The 18,638-nt window shown below is 72.4% G+C and carries 18 protein-coding genes; 7 read left to right on the forward strand and 11 right to left on the reverse strand.

Going from position 1 to position 18,638, the window contains the following annotated elements; all coding sequences use genetic code 11:
• Nucleotides 1-43 precede the first annotated feature (43 nt).
• Nucleotides 44-1,024: a hypothetical protein gene (locus ACQUFX_RS12990; RefSeq protein WP_428966282.1), complete on the forward strand. Its 981-nt coding sequence runs from the start codon at nucleotides 44-46 to the stop codon at nucleotides 1,022-1,024.
• Here ACQUFX_RS12990 and ACQUFX_RS12995 read toward each other — a convergent pair.
• Nucleotides 1,014-2,261: a helix-turn-helix domain-containing protein gene (locus ACQUFX_RS12995; RefSeq protein WP_428966283.1), complete on the reverse strand. Its 1,248-nt coding sequence runs from the start codon at nucleotides 2,259-2,261 to the stop codon at nucleotides 1,014-1,016. The two genes, ACQUFX_RS12990 and ACQUFX_RS12995, sit on opposite strands and share 11 nt — an antisense overlap.
• Nucleotides 2,262-2,340: 79 nt before the next feature.
• Between ACQUFX_RS12995 and tgmA the strand changes: the two genes are divergently transcribed.
• The 5 genes from tgmA (at nucleotide 2,341) to ACQUFX_RS13020 (ending at nucleotide 5,618) form a co-directional block, all read left to right on the forward strand.
• Complete coding sequence (tgmA, locus tag ACQUFX_RS13000; protein ID WP_428966284.1) at nucleotides 2,341-2,631, forward strand: putative ATP-grasp-modified RiPP; 291 nt, start codon at nucleotides 2,341-2,343, stop codon at nucleotides 2,629-2,631.
• Nucleotides 2,632-2,648: 17 nt separating this feature from the next.
• On the forward strand, nucleotides 2,649-3,608 hold the full coding sequence (gene tgmB, locus ACQUFX_RS13005; protein WP_428966285.1) for an ATP-grasp ribosomal peptide maturase: 960 nt from the start codon (nucleotides 2,649-2,651) through the stop codon (nucleotides 3,606-3,608).
• On the forward strand, nucleotides 3,608-4,750 hold the full coding sequence (locus tag ACQUFX_RS13010) for a methyltransferase domain-containing protein (RefSeq protein WP_428966286.1): 1,143 nt from the start codon (nucleotides 3,608-3,610) through the stop codon (nucleotides 4,748-4,750). Before tgmB ends, ACQUFX_RS13010 begins: the two co-directional genes overlap by 1 nt.
• A gap of 122 nt (nucleotides 4,751-4,872) precedes the next feature.
• Nucleotides 4,873-5,211, forward strand: a complete 339-nt coding sequence (locus ACQUFX_RS13015; protein WP_428966287.1) for a hypothetical protein — start codon at nucleotides 4,873-4,875, stop codon at nucleotides 5,209-5,211.
• 35 nt (nucleotides 5,212-5,246) lie between these two features.
• Nucleotides 5,247-5,618, forward strand: a complete 372-nt coding sequence (locus ACQUFX_RS13020; protein WP_428966288.1) for a hypothetical protein — start codon at nucleotides 5,247-5,249, stop codon at nucleotides 5,616-5,618.
• Nucleotides 5,619-5,812: 194 nt separating this feature from the next.
• Here ACQUFX_RS13020 and ACQUFX_RS13025 read toward each other — a convergent pair whose 3' ends face one another.
• The gene (locus ACQUFX_RS13025; RefSeq protein ID WP_428966289.1) at nucleotides 5,813-6,160 is read right to left on the reverse strand and encodes a hypothetical protein; all 348 of its coding nucleotides are present in this window, start codon (nucleotides 6,158-6,160) and stop codon (nucleotides 5,813-5,815) included.
• Nucleotides 6,161-6,213: 53 nt separating this feature from the next.
• Between ACQUFX_RS13025 and ACQUFX_RS13030 the strand changes: the two genes are divergently transcribed.
• A complete protein-coding gene (locus ACQUFX_RS13030; RefSeq protein ID WP_428966290.1) occupies nucleotides 6,214-6,585 on the forward strand; it encodes a hypothetical protein in 372 nt (123 codons plus the stop codon).
• 3 nt (nucleotides 6,586-6,588) lie between these two features.
• On the opposite strand, the gene ACQUFX_RS13035 is transcribed toward ACQUFX_RS13030, so the two are convergent.
• Genes ACQUFX_RS13035 through ACQUFX_RS13075 form a run of 9 tightly spaced genes read right to left on the reverse strand, consistent with a single transcriptional unit; the run spans nucleotide 6,589 to nucleotide 18,624 of the window.
• Nucleotides 6,589-6,972 (reverse strand): hypothetical protein, encoded by a 384-nt coding sequence (locus ACQUFX_RS13035; RefSeq protein WP_428966291.1) that lies wholly within the window; start codon nucleotides 6,970-6,972, stop codon nucleotides 6,589-6,591.
• Nucleotides 6,969-7,385, reverse strand: coding sequence for a hypothetical protein (locus ACQUFX_RS13040; RefSeq protein WP_428966292.1), 417 nt, complete (start codon nucleotides 7,383-7,385; stop codon nucleotides 6,969-6,971). The genes ACQUFX_RS13035 and ACQUFX_RS13040 overlap by 4 nt, the downstream gene beginning before the upstream one ends.
• Before the next feature lie 5 nt (nucleotides 7,386-7,390).
• On the reverse strand, nucleotides 7,391-8,413 hold the full coding sequence (locus tag ACQUFX_RS13045) for a hypothetical protein (RefSeq protein WP_428966293.1): 1,023 nt from the start codon (nucleotides 8,411-8,413) through the stop codon (nucleotides 7,391-7,393).
• A gap of 17 nt (nucleotides 8,414-8,430) precedes the next feature.
• On the reverse strand, nucleotides 8,431-8,754 hold the full coding sequence (locus tag ACQUFX_RS13050; protein ID WP_428966294.1) for a hypothetical protein: 324 nt from the start codon (nucleotides 8,752-8,754) through the stop codon (nucleotides 8,431-8,433).
• Complete coding sequence (locus tag ACQUFX_RS13055; RefSeq protein ID WP_428966295.1) at nucleotides 8,751-10,592, reverse strand: hypothetical protein; 1,842 nt, start codon at nucleotides 10,590-10,592, stop codon at nucleotides 8,751-8,753. The genes ACQUFX_RS13050 and ACQUFX_RS13055 overlap by 4 nt, the downstream gene beginning before the upstream one ends.
• Before the next feature lie 34 nt (nucleotides 10,593-10,626).
• Nucleotides 10,627-11,538, reverse strand: coding sequence for a hypothetical protein (locus tag ACQUFX_RS13060; protein ID WP_428966296.1), 912 nt, complete (start codon nucleotides 11,536-11,538; stop codon nucleotides 10,627-10,629).
• Nucleotides 11,539-11,548: 10 nt separating this feature from the next.
• Nucleotides 11,549-12,736 carry a siphovirus ReqiPepy6 Gp37-like family protein gene (locus tag ACQUFX_RS13065; protein ID WP_428966297.1) on the reverse strand — a complete coding sequence of 396 codons (1,188 nt, stop codon included), beginning with the start codon at nucleotides 12,734-12,736 and terminating at the stop codon, nucleotides 11,549-11,551.
• Nucleotides 12,736-13,686, reverse strand: coding sequence for a phage distal tail protein (locus tag ACQUFX_RS13070; protein ID WP_428966298.1), 951 nt, complete (start codon nucleotides 13,684-13,686; stop codon nucleotides 12,736-12,738). The genes ACQUFX_RS13065 and ACQUFX_RS13070 overlap by 1 nt, the downstream gene beginning before the upstream one ends.
• A gap of 21 nt (nucleotides 13,687-13,707) precedes the next feature.
• Nucleotides 13,708-18,624 carry a coiled-coil domain-containing protein gene (locus ACQUFX_RS13075; protein WP_428966299.1) on the reverse strand — a complete coding sequence of 1,639 codons (4,917 nt, stop codon included), beginning with the start codon at nucleotides 18,622-18,624 and terminating at the stop codon, nucleotides 13,708-13,710.
• Nucleotides 18,625-18,638: the final 14 nt, after the last annotated feature.

The following is an 18,638-nucleotide window of genomic DNA, read 5'->3' on the forward strand; positions in this document are numbered from 1 at the left end:
CCGCCGCAACCGTACGTCCCACCGCGCGCCAGGAGATCCAGTTATGACCGAGCACACCTGCGTCCTGTGCCCCGCCCTGCGCCCGCACGACGCTCCCCGCCTCACCGACCACCTTCTGGTGTGCGAGGGCTGCCCCGCCCGCCTCGACCGGCTCCTGGTGGCGGTGGCGGAGCTGCACGAACGCCTGCGGGCGCCGGAGCAGGCACCCGTCAACGACCGCTGGTACGCCGTCGTGGATCAGCAGGGGCGGATGACCGGGGAGCGCCGCCGCGCCGACCCCCTGTCCGCCCTCGGCGGAGCCGGCCCGGTGCGCGCCGCCGGGCAGGACGCACCGGTCAGCGGCAGCCGGGAGCGGTCCACGCCCGCCCCGCTGCACACGATCGACCTCACCGCGCCGGCGCGCGGCGGAGCGGTGCGCGACAGCTTCGTGCCGGCCCTGACGGTGCGGCAGGAGCAGGTGCTGGTGCGCCGGACGGTCTGGGTGGACGGGGCGCCGCAGGCCCGCGACGAGTGGGAGAGTCGCACCCGTCGGCTGCCGGTCGTCAACGCGGCCGGCGAGCTGGTGCTCGTGCCGGCCGGCGACCAGGTGGGGCGAGTCAGCGTGGCTTCGGTGCTGCGGTCGTGGTGCCGCGACGTGCGCGACACCCTGTGGCGGGGTTCGCCCCTGCCGGACGACGACGTCGCGTCAATGGTGTCCTGGCTGCGCGACCGGCTGCAGCCGCTTGTGGAGCGGTTCCCGGCGGTGGCCGACCTGGCCGGGGAGGTGCGGTCGCTGGCCGGCGCGCTGCGCGCCGCGCTGGGTGAGCACGACCCCCGGCCGCTGCCGGTGCTCGGGGTGCCGTGCCAACGCTGCGACGTGCGCTCGCAGATCGTGGTGCTGCCCGACGGGTACCGGGAGTGCGCCGGGGAGCTGGGTTGCGGGAAGTTGTACTCCGCGTCGGAGTGGCGGGAGTGGATGGGCAGCGACGAGGTCGGTCGGCTCCTGCCCGGCGGCCGGCCCGGTGACGGCCGGATCAGTGGGTGACGCCGACCTGGGCGGCGAACTCCGGGAGGCCGGGCAGGCGTACCCGGGAGTCGAGCAGGTCGGCGGTCAGCCGGCGGGCCCACGGGCGGTAGAGCACCTCCTGAGGTGCGGTGGCACGGGCGTTCTGCAGCGCGGCCCAGGCCTCGTCGGGCCGGCCGCGCCCCATCAGCGACAGGGCGGCGTCCTCCCAGAAGCGGACGCGCCGCTCGACGCCACCGAGGGCGTCGATCCGGACCTGACGGACGTGGTCCACGGCCTGGCCGTAGTCGCCGAGCGCCCGGGCGATCCCTACCCGGTAGAGGGTCAGGTCGTTGAGGGTGAAGCCCGACGGTCCGCCGGCGCGGGTCAGTGCGTCCTGCGCTTCCGTGACGTAGGCCCAGGCGTCGTCGCGGCGGTCGGTCTGGGCGGCCGTGTACGCGGCGGTGGCCAGCAGGGAGGCGTACTGGGACGCGTCACGGGGGTGGGTGAGGTCGGTGTCGTCGCGCAGGCGGTGCGCGGCGGTGATGACGGCGTGCTGAGCCTGGGTGCGGTGGCCGGAGCGGCGCAGCGCGATCGCCAGCACGCGCTGGGCCGACGCGACGGTGCGGGGGTGTCCGCTGCTGCGGGCGGCGCGCACCGCGCGGTCGGCCATGGTCCAGGCCAGGCCCTCCTCGTGGAGCTTGATCGACAGCTCGGCCGCGAGTCCGTACGCCCCGGCCAGCAGGTCGTCGGCCACCGCGGTCTCGGACTGTCGCGCCTGGTGGCGTACCGCCTCGCCGGCCCGTACGAGGCTGGGCAGCCGCTGGGCCAGCTCCTGGTACCGGACGGCGCGGAACTCCCGGCGGCCGGCCTGCAGCGAGGCGCGCAGCGCCGGCACGCCAGCCGGTGACTCGTCGAGAGGGTCCACCAGGACGGCGTCGAGCGCCGCGAGGGCGTCGCCGGCGGCCGGCACGGGGGTCAGCAGCGCGGCGGTCATCGTGGAGACCCCCACCAGTAGGGATCTGCGTCGCATCTCCTCGTCCCCTTTCCTGGCCAGAGCCTCCAGGTGGCCCTGCGCCCGCAGTGCGGTGTCGAGCGCCTTCGCCAGGGTGGCCGAGGGGTGGCGTAGGCCCCGCTCGATGCGGCTGAGGTGTCCCGGGTCGCAGTGCGCGGCCTGGGCGAGGCGGCGTAGGCCCCACCCTTTCATGGTGCGTCTGCGGTGGACCTCGTCACCGAAGCGTGTTGCAGGTGTTGCGCAAGGGTTGGCATCGGACAACACCTCGACTCCCTTCCCGGAGCCATCGATGCTGGTCGTGCGGCCAATCGGCCGTCACTCTTCGATCATGAAAGGTGACGCTATGAGCACGCTCGTACCGCAGCGTACCGCGCTGCCGCTGCGACCGTTCGACACGGAGCGGGGGTCGACCACCACGGCCCGGCCGTTCGGGCTGTCCCTCTCGCGGCCCGTCGACAACGGCGCGCCGCTGGACCTGACCGGGGCGTTCTATGACCCGGCCACCCAGACCCTGGTCGGCGCCGACGGCACCATCTGGGCCGGCCGGTCGTCGCAGACCATCAAGACCCGGGAGAAGACCCGGTACGACCACTCGCACTTCCAGGACGACGACGAGGAAACCCGCACCGACTGACCGGAGGGAGGGCGACGGTGGCGATCCTGGTCCTCACCCAGCCGCTCGACGTGACCAGCGACCTGGTCATCACCGAACTGCACCGGCGAGGGGTGCCCGTGCACCGGGTCGACACCGCCGACTTCCCGGCACAGCTGACCGTGGCCGCCGACATCGACGGCCACGGTCAGTGGTCGGGAACGCTCGCGGACCCGTACCGCCGCACGGTGCTCGCTGACATCACCCACGTCTACTTCCGGCGGCCCGGCCCGTTCGACCTGCCGGCCGAGATGGACCCCCTCGAACGGCGGTGGGCCGAGCAGGAGGCGCGCCTCGGCCTCGGCGGCCTGCTGTTCGCGCTGCCGCACGCGCGATGGGTGAACGACCCGCACGCGATGACGGCGGCCGAGTTCAAGCCCCGCCAGCTCGCCGTCGCCGCGCGCCTCGGGATGACGGTGCCGCCGACCGTCATCACCAACGACCCGCAGCGGGCGCGGGAGTTCGCGGGCGTCCACGCCGACGCGGGGGTGATCTACAAGCCGCTGCACACGCACTCGTACATCGACCGGGACACCGGGCAGACCATGGCGCTGGCCACCACCCCGGTCGACGCCGGCGAGATCACCGACGCGGTGGCCGGCACCGCCCACCTGTTCCAGCGCCGTATCGCCAAGGCCTACGAGCTGCGGGTCACCATCGCCGGCGCGAAAGTCCTCGCCGCCCGCATCGACGCGCACTCCGACGCCGCGCGCATCGACTGGCGCACCGACTACGACAGCCTTACCTACCAGCCCGTCGAACTGCCCGCGCGGGTGCGGGATGACCTGCTGGCGTTCACCCGGGAACTGCGACTGGTGTTCGCCGCCATCGACCTGATCGTCACCCCCGAGGGCGAGTACGTGTTCTTGGAGGTGAACCCCGGCGGCCAGTGGGCCTGGATCGAAAGCGAGACCGACCTGCCCATCACCGCCGCCATCGCCGACACCCTGGAGACCTGATGACCGTCACCACCGAACACCGCCGCCTGCGCCTGGACCTGGTCGGCCACCTGAGCCGGTCGGCGATGCTGAGCGACCCGTCGGTGGCCGCCGCCCTGGCCGTCGTCGACCGTCACCACTACGCCCCGGCCGTGTACCGGGTCGACCAGCGGGGACGGATGGGCGAGATGCTCGTCGCCACCGACCCGGCCCACCGCCGCTCGTACCTGGAGGCCGTCTACAGCGACGAGGCCATCGTCACCCAGGTCTCCCCCACCGGTATCCCTACCAGCTCCTCCACCCAGCCCGGGGTGATGGCGGTGATGCTGGAGGCCCTGCGCCTGCGCCCCGGCATGGACGTCCTCGAGATCGGCACGGGCACCGGGTACAACGCGGCGCTGCTGTGCGCCATCGTCGGCGACGAGCACGTCACCAGCGTCGACATCGACCCGACCTTGGTCGACGACGCGATCACCGCGCTGGCCGAGACCGGCTTCGCCCCCACGGTTGTCGCCGCCGACGGCCTGGGCGGCTGGCCGGTGCGATCCCCCTACGACCGGGTGATCGCCACCTGCTCGGTGCGGCGGGTGCCGACGGCCTGGCTCGCGCAGACCCGCCCCGGCGGGATCGTGCTGGCCAACCTCTCCTACGGGGTGGTGGCCCTGGCCGTCGAGGCGGACGGGTCCGGCGAAGGCAGGTTCCTGCCGCAGGTGGCCGCCTTCATCGAGGCGCGTCCGGCCGACGGGCCGACGGGGCCGACCAGCGGCGAGATGGTGGCCCGGTGCACGGACGACCCGATGCCGGGCGCGCCGGCCCGCCCTGAGGATGTCGAGTTGCTCACGGCCCGCGACTCGGAGTTCTTCTGGCAGCTCGGCGAGCCGTCGGTGAGCTCGTGCACGATGCTGCCCGACGACGGGGAGATCCACTGCCTGGTCGACTCCGCGACCGGGTCGTGGGCCCGGGTGGAGAACCTGACCTCCGGGGTCACGGTGGCGCAGGGCGGCCCGCGCCGGATCTGGGACGCGGTCGTCACCTGGTGCCGCCGGTGGGAGGCCGCCGGCCGGCCGGCCCACGACCGGCTCGGCCTGACCGTCACCGCCGACGGCGCGCACGAGGTGTGGGTCGACGAGCCGGGAAGCGCGCACCGCTGGCGCCTGTCGTAGAACACAAGAAAGCGCCCCGCCCTCCTGAGCGACGGGAGGGCGGGGTGCTTCGCGCCAGGGGCTGGTGTCCGTAGCATTATCGATGTCATCAGGGCCGTGTCGAGAGCTCGGGGAAGAACCACATGGATCTGCACCAGACTGCCGCCACCGTGATCGCCCGCGCCCGCGCCACCAGCGGCCTTAGTACCCCGGAGTTCGACCTGCGGATCGCGATCGACGGGATCGGTGGAGTCTTCGGCCCGCTCGGCAACGCCACCTACGAGGTGGCCAACGCGCACATGCCGGAACCGCGGCCTGGTCAGGACAACCGTCTGGACGAGTGCGCTGCCAACCAGGCGCGGCTGTGGGAGCTTCTCCGGCCTGAGCTGGAGGCGTACGCCCAGAAGTGCCGGAACCAGAAGTACCTCGGTTGGTCCGACGCCGCCCGCAGCCGTGGTCAGCAGGTCCGCTACGCCAGCTAACTTCTACCGCCCACTGCCCGATCGAGGAGAGTCCGATGAGCAGGCTGCGTGACCTCGGCCGCTACTGGGAGTCGTACCAGCCGAACCGGTTCCGCACCTACCGGATCGCCCGGGAGTGGATGGAGGCCGGCGTGGCGCCCGAGGATGCCACCGCCTGGGCCGACCTTGGGTACCTGCCGCAGGAGGCCGCGCCGCTCATCGCCGACGGCGTCACCGCGGCCACGGCCGGCGAGTTGGAGCGCCACGCCGAGGAGACCGCCGGCGGTTCGGAGGCGCTGCGCGAGCAGCGGATTCAGCAGATGGTCGACGCCGGTGAGTTGCTCGACCCCGCACGGGTCATCCGCGTTCAGGACCCCAACGACCCGACCCGGGAGATCATCGCGGTCCGCGACAAGCCAGGCGAGTAGGCCTGGGCGCGCGGGGGTTCTGCCGACCGGCGCGCGAGCGGGACACAAAAATGGCGCCCCGCCCCTTCCCGGCCGAAGCCGGGAAGGGGCGGGGCGCTCTGTCCTGCGTGACGAAACGCCTTGGCCACGTCGGCGCACCGATACGCGGACGGGCGCGGGCGGCGCAGGGCCACCCTGGTCCTCAGAAGCCTAGATCAAATGGCCGGCTGGGCAGGCGGCGCCGGCCGGTGGGTGGAGCCGTTCGGGACGGCGTAGACGCCGGCGGCGGTGAAGGCGGCCACGATCAGGACGGCGACGTCGGCGGCGCTGATGCCGTCGGCGATCACTCCGACCAGAACGTTGGTGACACCGAGCAGGACTGCGGTGACCGTCTTCGCCCAGGTGAGCGTCGGCACGTTGGTGGTCACCCAGACCTGGGCGGCCGTGGCGACGGCGATGACGACCTGCACCGCCTCGACGGTGGTGACCTGGTTGTCGGTCAGCGCGCCGGCGACCGCGACCGCGACCGCGCCGGCGACCGCGACGAGAAACTTCTTGATCACAGGGTTCTCCCTTGAAGGCGGGCGCCGCCCGGGCGGCGGGTACGGTGCGACAGGTGAACTGGGGTGAGGTGCGGATCCGTGTCGGCGGGCACTACTGCCCCGAGCACGGCGAGGTCCGCCCGCGCGCCGGCACGCTGGTGCCGGCCTGCCCGCACTGCGGCCGGGCCGCGCACCGGGGCGTGGACGCCGCCGGTGCGGTGGTCGTGGTCGAGGTGCGGCCCTGCGCCTGCGGCCAGGGCCACCGGCTCGACAAGGTCGGCGCGGCGGTGGGGACCCAGCCGTGCAGTTGCGCGGTCGACGGGATCCACCGGACGTGGACGTGCGGACAGTGCGGTGACGTGCGGCGGTGGCCCCCGCACGACGAGACGAAGGTCGCCCCGTACTTCGGGCCCGGGGCCGGCCGGCGGTCAGCTGGCGACCGGTGAGCCCTACGGGCGCCTACCGTTGGGGCTGTCCCCGTGGTCGGCGAGCACCAGCACCCGCAGCTGCTCCAACGTCATGTCGGGCGACAGGATCGCGGTGCGCCACGTGCGCAGCGTGATCATCGCCCGGTCGATGTCGACGGTCAGCTCCCGGATCTGCTGACGGGCCGCCAGGAGGTCGTTGCGGGCGGCGGTCGCCTCCCTCTCCGCCTCGGCGGTGCGTTCCTGCAACTCGTTGACCTGCTTGAGCGCGCTGTCGGTGAGCAGCGCCACCGCGTCGGCCCGGACCTTGGGCCGGCTGAACACGCTGGTGATCAGGGTGCCCACCACGCCGGCCAGCCCTCCGCCGCCGACCGCCGCGGCGAGCAGCGCCCACAGCTCCCCGCTCACTGCCGGTCACCTGCCTGCCGCAGCGCGCGGATGCTCCGCCACACCTGCCAGCCCCGCCAGGCCGAGGCTGCGGCCCAGGCCAGGCAGAATCCCGCGGCGAACCCGACCGCCGCCGACCCGGTGGAGGCCAGCGCCACCCCGTAGATCAGCGGGGCGGCGGTCTGGCCGTACATGGCGGCCAGCTCCAGGGTCAGCGCGCGGTGCGTGGTCGGCAGGGCGATCGAGGCCAGGCCGAGCAGGCCCGACCCGAGCAGCAGCAGGTACCACGCCCACAGCACCCACGGGTCGACGAGCTGCTGCACGGTGGTGGGCGGGTGCGCGCCGGCGACGAACAGGGCTCCCAGGATGGCCGAGAGCACCAGAAGCATCACCTCGTGGGGGCGGTGGCGGCCGGTGACGACGATCGCCTGCACGCCGGCTACTGCTGCGTCGGGGTGGCGGTGAACCGCCGCCCCAGCTCGTCGGCGACCTGGCGGGCCAGGTCGGTGGGGATCGCGGCGGCGATGGCCTGCGGGGACAGTCCGGCGAGCACGCCGGCGACGATTGCCGGCTCGTCCACCGGGTCCCGGCCGGTGAGCTGGGCGATCATCGCCAGCACCTCGGCGACCTGGGCGCGAGTGGCCCGCGCGGTCTCGGCGATGGTCTGCAGTGTGTACCCGACGGTCCACTCCTTGTTGCCCACCTTGGGGTTCGCCGGGTCGCCGTAGTCGCTGTTGTGGTGCGGCGGTCGGGCCGCCGGGACGGTGTCCGATCGGGTGACCTGCCGGCCGAGCGCGTTGTCGCCGGCGGCCTTGAGCAGCGCGTCGAGGCTGCCGGCCAGGGTGCGCCCGTCCGGGGTCTTGTACTGCTCCATCAGGTACTTGGCGACCTCGGCGGCAGTGGGCATGTCATCCTCCTGGGAGGTCGGCTTGATCAGGCCGATGGTGGTCAGGTACCGGCGGAACACCGGCGTCTGGTCGCGGCCGGCCTTGGTGGCGTCGCGAAAGAAGCTGATGTGGGTGTGCCACAGGTGGGAGCGGTCGCCGCTGGAGCGCCGGCCGAGGCGGTCCCAGCGCTTCACCACCCGACCGTCCGGGGAGTAGATGATCTCCCGGATGTCGCGGGTGTCGGCCGCGCCGGCGGCGCACTGCCCCGCCAGCCACACGCTGAACGTGTGCAGGGTGTGGGTCTTGCCGCCGACGGTGACGGTGAAGTCGCCGACGTCGAGGGCGGAGGCGTCCAGGGTGAGGCCGGCCCGGTCGCGCGACGACTCGACCACCGAGTAGTCGCCGTTGACCACGCGGTTGGACCCGCAGTGGTAGCCGCCCCGGTGGGCCGCGTCGCCGACGATGCCGACCTCCGCCGGCTCCAGGTCGGCGTCGCGGACCCGGGCCCGGTCGGTGTTGAGGTGCGTCAACAGCAGGCTGCGCACCGCCATCAGGTTCGCCGGAGCCCGGGTCATCGTCGTCCCCTCGCCGCTCAGGCCGCCGACTGCTCGTCGTCGTCCGACGCCGGCGTCTCCTCGGAGCCGCCGCCCAGCGGCGGGGTCGGGTTGTTCAGCGCGGCGAAGAAGTTGCGCTCCGCAGAGGTGGTCATCCGCAGGTGGTAGCCGCCCGGCTCGTTGTGGTTCCAGGCCAGGGCGATCGCGCCCCGGATGTAGATGTCGACGATGTCGCGCTCCCACTCGACGCGGGAGAAGCGGTTGGGGTCCAGGCTGGACTGGACCTTGACCCGAATCATGTCGCCGGGCGTGGCGTCCAGAGCGCGCAGCGCGTACTCCAGCGGAACGGTGTGGAAGCTCACGAGATCCCCCTGATGATGTAGATGAGGTCGAGGCGGTCGTCGCCGGCGTTGTACTGCCAGGCGAGCTTGTCGCGCCGGCCACCGGTGGTGGTCAGCGTCGCGTTGGGGTTGGTGGTGGAGAACCGGAACTTGGACCCGAGGGTCATCGTTCGGCTGCCGGTGGCGTCCTGGGTGATGTCCAGGTAGATCATCTGGCCGTCGATCAGGTTGGTCGGGTTGGCCAGGGTGAAGTTGCCGGTGGCCTGCATCCGCCAGTGCGAGCCCCGGGACCCGTCGATGGTGATCGTCGACGTGCCCGTGTTGCCCAGCAGCACCACGGCGTGCGGGTAGCGGCCCAGCGGGCTGCGCATCACGGTGGCCGAGGTGCCCGTGCCCCGGTCGGTCACCTCTCCGAGCAGCGTGGTGCGCGCCGGGTTCGGCGAGTAGGTGACCGACGTGCCGATCTCGCTGAGCAGCGAGGCACGGCCGATGCGGTTGGGCGCCGACGGGGCCACGGTGCTCGCGTCGTTCATGAGCACCGCCGACAGCGGCACATACCAAAATCCGAGGTTGACCGTGTTGCCCCAGGCATTGGCGTCGCAGTAGACCGCTGACAGGCCGCTGGCGCTGCGCAGCTCCGCGTACCCGACCTCGACGTAGTTGTCGTAGCCGGACTGGACCGTGACGATCCGGTCGAACCACTCGACGGTGGCGTTGCGCACCGTCGAGTGGGTGACCGTGCCGCCGGATGCGCCCCGGATGAGCACACCCGTCGTCCCCGTCCCGTCCCCCGCCGCGTCGAACGAGCTGACCCGGACCTGGGTGAGGCGGGTGTTGGCGCCGGTGGCCTCCAGGGCCAGGGCCGTACCGTTGTCGGACACCACGTCGGAGTGGATGCGATCCAGCAGCAGGTGCCCGCACGCGCCGGTGCTCACCAGCCGGATGCCGTTGCCGACACCGGTGACGTACAGGTCGACCAGCCGGGACCGGTCGGGGCCCTGCAGGTGCAGGCCCCAGCCGGTCTGCGTCGGTTCGTAACTACCCTCCACCCGCAGGCTGGCGAAGGTGCCGCCCACGAACCCGGGGTCGCCGCCCGTCGACACCGAGGAAATGCCGTGGCTGGCGCCGTCGATCACGATCCGGAAGTGCCCCAGGTGCGGAGTCACGCCGGCGCTCAACTGGATCGCCGCGCTCACCCCAGTCCCGACGGTGAGGGTGGTGACGGCGGCCCCGTAGCCGGCGAGCGTGCGCTCCACCGGAGTCATCAGGTCGCCGCTGCCGACCAGGGTCACCGGCGCCGACAGCTCGAAGCCGCCCGGGGACAGGCGCACCAGCCGGCCGGCGGCGGCGTCGATCGCCGCTTGGATCTCCACCTGGTCGTCGACGCCGTCGCACACGTACTGCGCGACGGCGAACTCCGGCGGCGCGTCGGCGGCGGCCACCCACAGCACGCCCGGGTCGCCGATGCCGGTGCCGCCGCCGGCGGGCAACCGGGCCGGGTCCAGCACGCCGGTCGCGATGTCCGCCGCGTCGTGCAGGTGCGCCGGCAGATCGAGGGTGCGCATCGCGGCCCGGGGTCCGCCGCCGGCGGAGGCCCACAGGACCGCCACGCCGTCGGGTCCCCAGAACTGGGGGATCTGGCCGACGGCCTGGCCGTCGCCGCCGCTGCTGGTGATCACCGCCGTCACCGGTTCGGTGTCCATGTCCAGCAGGTCGGTGTAGCGGGTGCCGCCCTCGGGCGCCGACCACAGGGTGATCTCGATGCCGCCGGCCAGCTGGGCCAGGTTGGCGGTCTCCTCGAGGGTGGTGGGGACGAACGTCCAGTCGGCGATGCCTCCGCCGAAGAGGTAACGCGCCACGCGGACTCCAGGCGAGCGACGCCGGGCCGACCGGTCAGCCGACCGGCCAGCTCAGCGGATGGATGTTGACGAACCGGTTCTTCTCGAGCCCGTGGTAGAGGACGAGCTGCACGAGGCCGGACGGGTTGACGACGATGCGCCCGTCGCCGGAGGACGGGGCGTTGACCAGCCCCTCGAACACCCGGCTGCAGTGGTAGCCGGTGGGCAGGTTGCCCAGCGTCACCGGGCCGGTGCCGATGTTGCCGCCGGTGCGCTGCGGGGAGGCCAGCAGGTAGGCGACCCCGTCGACCCGGCGCAGGTTGTTGATCGTGGCCGACCAGCCGGTGGCCAGCGGCAGGGACTCCCAGTCGGTGTCCTCGGACTGCACCCGCCACCGGGTACCGGTCGACAGCAGCCACCGGTTCGTCGTCGTCTCGTAGACGATGCGGCCCTGGTCGTGCGGGGGCCGGGTGTCGCCGGTGCACAGGATCTGCCCGTCGGAGCGGACGTACCAGGCCAGCAGCTTCGTCGCGCCCGCCGCCAGCGTGCTGGCGTTGTGCGCGACCGTCACCGCCGCCAGCGGGAAGTCGAAGTAGGCGCTGGTGTCCAGCGGACTCGGCGCGCCCTGCCCGGGGGTGCCCGTGATGACGGCCTCGCGGACCCGCCAGGTGCTGCGGTCCAGGCGTAGCACCACGAGGTCGACCCGGGTGGTGCCGGAGGTGTTCGCCGCGAGGGTGACCTCCAGGTCGGTGCCGCCCGAGTCGTAGATGAAGCCCCGCACGTAGGCCCGCCGCGAGCGGATGATCCGCACGACGCGGGTGCCGACCCCGTTGGTGAACACCGGCGGGTCGTCGGAGGGATGCCCGATGAGCCCGTCGGGGGTCAGCGGCGCCATCAGCCGCTCGTACTCGCCCTCGACGACCTCGCCGTCGTTGTAGTCCGGGTTGGGGTAGCTGAAGGAGACCACGCTGCTCCTCTCAGGACGGGGCGACCAGGGAGCGCCGCTCCAGGCGGCTCAGCCGCCGGTCCACGCCGCGCAACTGCCGCACCCAGGCCGAGTTGGTGGTGGCCTCCTGCGTGCCGACGGTCGCCGAGACCAGCTCCCCGGCGGTGTCCCAGGCCTGCAGGTGCACCACACGGACCAGGTCGGTGACGGCCTCGCCGGGGCCGACCTGCACGGACACCCGGTCGCCCAGGCGGTAGTGGTCGGGGAAACGCTGGTCGGGGCTGTCGAACGCCGAGGTCTGCAGCCGGGCGGTCTCGCCGCCCTCGGCCAGCGCCTCGTCGCCGGCGGCCTGCAGGTCCTCGACCGGGTCCTGGCCGGAGCGGGCCACGTGCACCTCGACCCGGCCCCACGCCGTCTCGGCGGTGGTGTTCGTGCGGGTGATCAGTGCCCGGTCGGCGCCCGGCTCGCCCTGGCCGCCGACCAGCGTGGTGGTGGCCGTCGGCGCCTCCCGGCCGTAGGACAGGTAGCGCAGGTTGTTCAGGCCGAAGCCGAAGCGCACCGAGTCGGACAGGTCCCGGGGCGCGAACACCTCGAAGTAGATCTGCCGGGCGGTGATGTCGTAGCGGGTGCGGAAACCCAGGTCGCCGCCGGCCAGCGCGGTGGAGCGCAGCACCTCCAGCAGCGGCTCCAGGCCGGTACGCACCGACACCGTCGACCCGACCCCGGTGACCGCGCCCAACACCAGCCGCGGGGCCCGGCGTTCCAGGCGCGCGCCGGCGCCGACGTTGAGGTGCACCAGCTGGCGCAGTGCCTGCTCGGCGTTGCCGGAGAACACCCACTCGTCGGTGGTCTGCGCCTCGGGGGTCAGCGCCGGGTCGGCGTAGGTGATGCGGTTGCCGACGTGGACCAGGTCATCGGCGAAATCCACGGTCAGCTTCCCGACGCCGGAGTTCTCGCCGTCGTCGGACTGCTCCACGAGCGTCTGCTCGATCGGGCCGGCGATGAACACCTCGCCGTTGCGTACCACCACCATCCGGCGGCCGGCGTCGACCAGTTCCCGGAACTCCGGCCAGGCCGGCATCGTCACGTGGCCGGAGCCGACCGCGTTGTGCCGCAGGGTGCAGTCGACGGTGCTCCAGCGGTTCACCGGGTCGCCGAGCAGGTTGCACTCGGCGTCGGTGACCAGCACCTGGATGCGGGTACGGGTGGGGATCGCCATCAGGCTGCCTCGAAGCGCGGTCGGTACGTCATCCGCACGCCGGTGGTGTCGCCGGCGCCGGAGATCGAGATGGTCAGGTCGTTGAGTCCGCGCGCCAGTGGCCACAGCTCGACGGCGGGCCAGTTCAGGGCGCCGAACAGGTTCTGGCCGGCGGGCCCGCGCACACGCGGGCGCGACGGGGTGGTGTCGACGGTGACCACCCCTCCGGCGCCGAGCGGGTAGGTGATCCCGAAGCTCAGGCCGAGGGTGTTGTTGGTGATCGTGATCAGCGACGCCGGACCGGCGATCTCCCAGACGGGCCAGGCGTCCACGTCACCGGGGTTGAGGACCTCGGCGCTGCCGAGGGACCGCCCCGACGAGACGGTGATGAACGGGTGCAGGAACGGGCCGCCCGGCTCCGCCCGGTACCCCCACGGCACCTCGACGGGCTCCGGCGCGCGCCAGAAGCCGTCGGGGCAGAACAAGGTCAGCACCGGGTTGGCGCTGACCCAGTTCTCGCCGGCGTTGCCCTCGAAGCCCTCCTCGTAGAAGGCCTCGATCTCGCGCTCCTCGCCGCTGGGGCGGGCGATACGCAGGATCCCGGGACGGCCCACCTGGGCGGTCAGCAGGAACGCGGACATCAGCCGCCGCCACCGGCCCAGGAACTCCTCGTGGGTGTCCCCGTACACGTGCAGCGGCCAGGTGATGCGGCGGGGCTCGGTGCGGATGAACCGCACCGACACCCCGCCGGTGGCCTGCGGGTCCGTCACGTACGTGCGCGGGCCGGCCCCCCACCCGGCGATGTCCCGGGTGGTGAGCCAGCCGTGCAGCTCGTGCGGACCGCTCAGCTCGAACCGCTGCCCCAGCGGGTCGAGCCAGACGGCGCGCATCGTGCCGACCTGGAACGGCGGCGGTGGGGACCACGTCGACGCCACCAGGGTCGGGGTGGCTGTACCGACGGCGAGAGGCATCGATCACCCCCCTCGCGACGGTCAGGAGCGGCGCCCGACCCGGGCCATCGCGTCACGCCGGTCGAAGAACGCGGCCAGGCGGCCGTGGTCCAGGTCGGCGTTCTTGAAGTGCCAGTGGTGCACCTCGCGGGGTTCGTCGCGTCCTCGGGCGAGGGTGGCGATCTGGTCCCACTGCCACGGGTTGAGCACCGGCTCCGGGCGCCCGGTGTTGTTGACCACCGTGCTGACCCCCGGCGGCAGCAGCCCGCCGCTGTCGTAGGCCCAGTGCACGTGGGCGTTACCGCCGGCGAAGTTGTGCTGGTTCCACACCGCGCCGGTGTACCGGTGGGGCTTGCCGTTGTGCAGGTTGAACTGCTGGAACGGCGTGATCAGCTCCCGGGTGCCGCGCCCCCACGTCCGGTGGATCCAGGCCGCCACGTCCCGGATCGGCGCGACGTCGACCGCCCGGTCCAGGGCGTGGTACGACTGCTTGCCGGTCAGGGTGATCGACCCGGGCCGGTAGCCACTGATCAGCTGCAGGTCCGGGAACTGGGTGCGCAGCACGCGCATCATGCCCCGGGAGCCGCCCAGCCCGTTGCCGGGCCCGCCGGCTGGTCCGCCCGGGTCGCCGCCGGTCAGGGCGTCCTTGACCGTGTCGATGATCGGGTCGATCAGCGACCGGGTGACGCCGGTGGCCAGCCGGGTCATCAGGCCGTCCGGCTCCGGCGCCTGCTTGATCAGGTCTTCGGCGAGCTTGCGCAGCGTGCCGGCCGGGTCGGTGAAGAAGTCCTTGACGCCGGTGATGACGTCGGAGGCTCTCTTCGTTGCCCGCTTCAGCAGGTCGCCGAAGCCGAAGCCGTCACCGACGGGACCGCCGTGGCGGAACGCGCCGGTGTGGCCCTCCAGCACCGCGCGGCGCATCGCCTGGACCTCGGCGTGCCCGCCGGCGGCGGCCACCTCGGCCGCCGTCCAGACGTGCTCGCCGTGGGACAGGCGCCCGAGGATGCTGTCGGAGGTGCCGGTGCCCGGCCCGATGACCGGCCCGCCGGTGGCCCAACCCGGGGGCAGCGTGATCGAGACGTCGGAGGGTTTGACCTTGAACTTCTTGGCCACCGAGTTGTAGGCCCAGAGGACGCCGTCGTTCAAGATCGTCTTGACGAAATACTTGATCGGTTCCTTCGTCCAGCCGACCAACTTCGACCAGATCTCACCCAGAGCCTTGATCCCGCTGTCCCACTTGGGATGCACTTCGTCTTCGATCAGCGAGCCGAGCTTGACGAAGATCGGACGGATCTTTCGCCAAATCGGCTCGATGAAGCCGTAGTAGAAGATGCGAAACTGCGCTCCGGCGTTCTTCGCCGCGATCTGGAACAGGCCGAAGGCGACCTGCACGGCGGCGGCGCCGATCCGGAAGGCGATTTGCACCCGGTCCCAGATCGGCCGCACCGCCTCGCGGTAGAACCAGCTAAACGCCGGCGCGACGACGTCGGTGAGCAGCCACGCGATGCCCTCGAAGGTCGGCTTAATGATCTTGTTGTAGGACCAGAGCAGCCAGTCCTGGATCCACTCGACGCGCTCGATGATGAGGGCCGCCGCCGTGGCGACCGCCACGGCCACCACAGCAGCGAATGCGCCGGCACTGGCCCCCGCGATCGCGGTCGCGGCAGCGAAAAGGCCGATGACGAGAGCGGCCGTACCGATCGCACCGATGATGATCGTCAGCGAATCGATGGGGATCTTGTTCAGCGCCTCGGTGAGCCGGATCAGCCCCTCGACGACGACGAGGCCGATCGGGGCGGCGGCGACGACGAAACGCCAGGCGAAGATCGCGAGCTGCTTCAGCAGCTCCGCCACCCGGGGGCCCTCCTGGCGGACGAACCCCAGGAACTTCTGGAACCCCTCGTTCTCGTCGAGCGTCGTCGCCCAGGTGGCGAACTTGTCCGCGAGGGACTCCAGCCCCCCACCGACACTGCCATTGAAGGACGTCAACTCCAGGAACAGTGCCGCGAGACCCCGGGACAGCTTCTCGCCGATGCTCCAGAGACGATCCATCGTGGGCACCGTCTCGTCGCCGATGAACCGCCAGAACCTGCGCCACGTCGGGTCGGTCGTCAGCACGTCGGCGGTGCGACGGAACAACCCGCCGAGCGCCCGCGAGACCTTGCCGATGAACTCGTTGAACTGCGGCAGGTACGGCAGGATCGCCTCGATCGAGTCCTGCACACCCGGCAGTAGGTTCTCCTGCGCCGTGGCCCGCAGCTCGTCGAGCTCCGGCTTCAGCCCGAACAGGAACCGAGCGAACTCCTGGCCCGCCGGCGACAGCTCCTCCATCGCCTTGCGCAGGTTGTCCAGGGCCTCGCCGCCCGCGACGCTGGACGCCTTGATCGCCTGTTGCAGCTGACGCTGGCTGGAGATCACCCCCTGCTGGGCCTGTTGGATCTGGAACATCGACTGGCGCTGCTGCTCCGCCGCCGCCCGCTGGGCCTGCGCCACCCGGCGCTCGGCATCGGCCACCCGCTGCGCCCCGTCGAGCTGCGCCCGGACCAGCGCCTCCCGGCTGTCACCGAGAGTCCGCTGGGCCGCCGCGAGCTGCTCGTCGATCTCAGCGAGACGCTCACGGGCCCGCACGACCTCGTCGGAGCCTTCGACCCCCCTGCGGTCGGCCTCGGCCTGCTCGTCGGCCAGCCGCTGCCCCTCGCGCTGCAGATCCTGGATCTGCAGCAGCTGCCGCTCATAGGTGATCCGGGCCTGCTCGCGCTGTTCCTCGGTGGCCCGAGGGTTGGCCAGGATCCGGTCCAGGGCCTGCTTCGCCTCGGCGACCTCCAGGTTGGCCTGGCGCTGGTCCAGCGCGTTGCGCTGCACCGACGACCGCAGATCCTCCAGAGACTCTTGGGCGTCGCGGTACGCCTCCGTCAACGCCTCCCGGACGCGCCGGGACTCAGCCTCGACGCGCGCCAACGACCGCTGACTGTCGGCCACCCGGCGGGTGGCCGCCTCGACCGCCTCGGCGGCGGCCCGGCGAGCATCGCCGACAGCGCGCTCCGCCTCGGCGATCTGCTCGGCCGAGCGGCGCTCCGCCTCAGCCGCCGACGCCCGCGTGTTGGCCAGGGACCGCTGCGCCGATGTGACCGCGTCGGTGGCCGAGGCCACCCGGGTCTGGGCCGCCGCCACCGACACCGCGGACTTGGCCGCGTTCTCCTGGTACTCGTTGAGCCGCTTGACCGCCTCGCCGATCCCGGAGAACCCGAGGACCATGGTGCCGATCCCGACGCCCACAGCGGCGATCGAGGCGCCGATCATGCCCAGCGCGCCGACCACCGATGCGGCCACCGGCACCAGGACCGGGCCCAGCGACGCGACGGTCACGACGAGGGCGCCGAGCCGACCGATGTTGACGTCGAAGGCGCCCTGCGCCTCCCGCAGCTTGGCCAGCGCCCGGGCGACGTCGACGTCGACGTTCATCTTGAGGTTGCGGCCGTCCAGCCCGTCGGCGACCTTGTCGACGCCCCGCAGCTCGGCCACCGCCTGGGCGGCGGCGACCCGCACCTCGATGCTGGCGGTGCGGCTGTGCGCCAGGCGCGCCAGGGCGGCCTGAACGTCGGCGATGTTGCGCACCGCGGTCTTGCTGTCGACGTCGATACCGACGCGCTGGCTGCTGATCTGCGTCAACCGGTGACGCAGGGCCGCCAGGTCCTTATCCGCCTTCGAGGTGTCCGCCCGCACCGGCATCGCCGGAATCGACCGGAACGCCTTGGTGACCTGGGTGCGGATCCGGCCGGCCCACGTGGCGTTGAACGCCTGCTCGGCGACGCGGGCTCGCTCCTTCATCTCCCGCTCGACCCGGGCCGCGGCCTCCCGCGCGAGCCGCTGCCGCTCGCGCTCCTGCTCCTTGAGGGCCTGCAGCTCCTCGGCGTGCACCTGTCGCGCGATGCGCAGGAAGCTCTGTTCGAGCTCCTCCTCCTCGCGCAACGCCTGAGCGTGCGCGGCGTCGACGATCCGCTGCCGGGCCCGCTCCTGCTCCTTGAGCATCTGCAGCGCCTCGGCGTGCGCGGCGTCGACGATCCGCTGCCGGGCCCGCTCCTGCTCCTTGAGCATCTGCAGCGCCTCGGCGTGCGCGGCGTCGACGATCCGCTTGCGGTCACGCTCCTGCTGCTCGACCATCCGCAACGCCTCGGCGTGCGCCCGCTCGACGAGCTTCTTGCGCTCGGCCTCCTGCTGCTCCAGCTCACGGGTCGCGCGCTGCCACCCGGCCTGGGCCTCGACCAGCGCACGGGCCTGCGCCTTCGCGAACTCTTTCTCCGCCTCCGTCGCCAGCCCGTTCAGCAGACCGCGCAGGCTCTTGAAGGCCTCGTTGGTGTCGTAGCGCAGCCGCAACTGCTCCGACTGCCGGGAGAGCCGGTCCAGCTCGGCCTGCATCCGCTGGAGCTGCCGGATGGTGTCCTCGCCGCCGAGCACGTCGTCGGACTTCTCGAGCAGCTTCTGCATCTCGTCGCGCAGCTCGCGCATGCGGCCGATCAGCGGCGCGTCGGCGCCGGCGTCGAAGTCCGATTCGAGCTCGGGCAACGCCGCCGACGTCGACGACACCACCGCGCGGATGCGCCGCACCAGGGCGCCGGCGGCAGCCTTGCCCGCCTCGTCGCCGGCGTCGGCCGCCTCCTTGGCAGCCTGCTTGCCGGCGCTCTTCAGGCCCTTCTTCAGGTCCTTGGTGACGCCCTCGGCGAGCTTCTCGCCGGCGGTGTCCCCGAGCTCCTTGCCGAGCTTCTCGCCGGCCTCCTTCGCCGGACGCGCGGCAGCGTCGCCCGCGTCGGTCACACCCTGGGAGACACCCTTGGCGAGCTGGTCGCCCAGCGCCTTGTTGAGCTCCCCGCCGACGCTGTTGGCCAGCCTCTCCAGGTACTGCTCCATGCGCCGGAACGAGGGCACCACGTGCAGGACGGCGGTGCCGACGTCGTACGCCACACTGACCTCCCCGC

It is taken from the genome of Micromonospora fluostatini (genome assembly GCF_050410825.1).
Taxonomy (GTDB): domain Bacteria; phylum Actinomycetota; class Actinomycetes; order Mycobacteriales; family Micromonosporaceae; genus Micromonospora; species Micromonospora rosaria.

Bases quoted from the DNA above. Each gene is read 5' to 3' on its own strand.
- ACQUFX_RS13010 (WP_428966286.1), top strand. From the start codon at position 3,608: ATGACCGTCACCACCGAACACCGCCGCCTGCGCCTGGACCTGGTCGGC.
- ACQUFX_RS13015 (WP_428966287.1), top strand. From the start codon at position 4,873: ATGGATCTGCACCAGACTGCCGCCACCGTGATCGCCCGCGCCCGCGCC.
- ACQUFX_RS12990 (WP_428966282.1), top strand. From the start codon at position 44: ATGACCGAGCACACCTGCGTCCTGTGCCCCGCCCTGCGCCCGCACGAC.
- ACQUFX_RS13065 (WP_428966297.1), bottom strand. From the start codon at position 12,736: ATGGCGATCCCCACCCGTACCCGCATCCAGGTGCTGGTCACCGACGCC.
- ACQUFX_RS13070 (WP_428966298.1), bottom strand. From the start codon at position 13,686: ATGCCTCTCGCCGTCGGTACAGCCACCCCGACCCTGGTGGCGTCGACG.
- tgmA (WP_428966284.1), top strand. From the start codon at position 2,341: ATGAGCACGCTCGTACCGCAGCGTACCGCGCTGCCGCTGCGACCGTTC.
- ACQUFX_RS13045 (WP_428966293.1), bottom strand. From the start codon at position 8,413: ATGACCCGGGCTCCGGCGAACCTGATGGCGGTGCGCAGCCTGCTGTTG.
- ACQUFX_RS13020 (WP_428966288.1), top strand. From the start codon at position 5,247: ATGAGCAGGCTGCGTGACCTCGGCCGCTACTGGGAGTCGTACCAGCCG.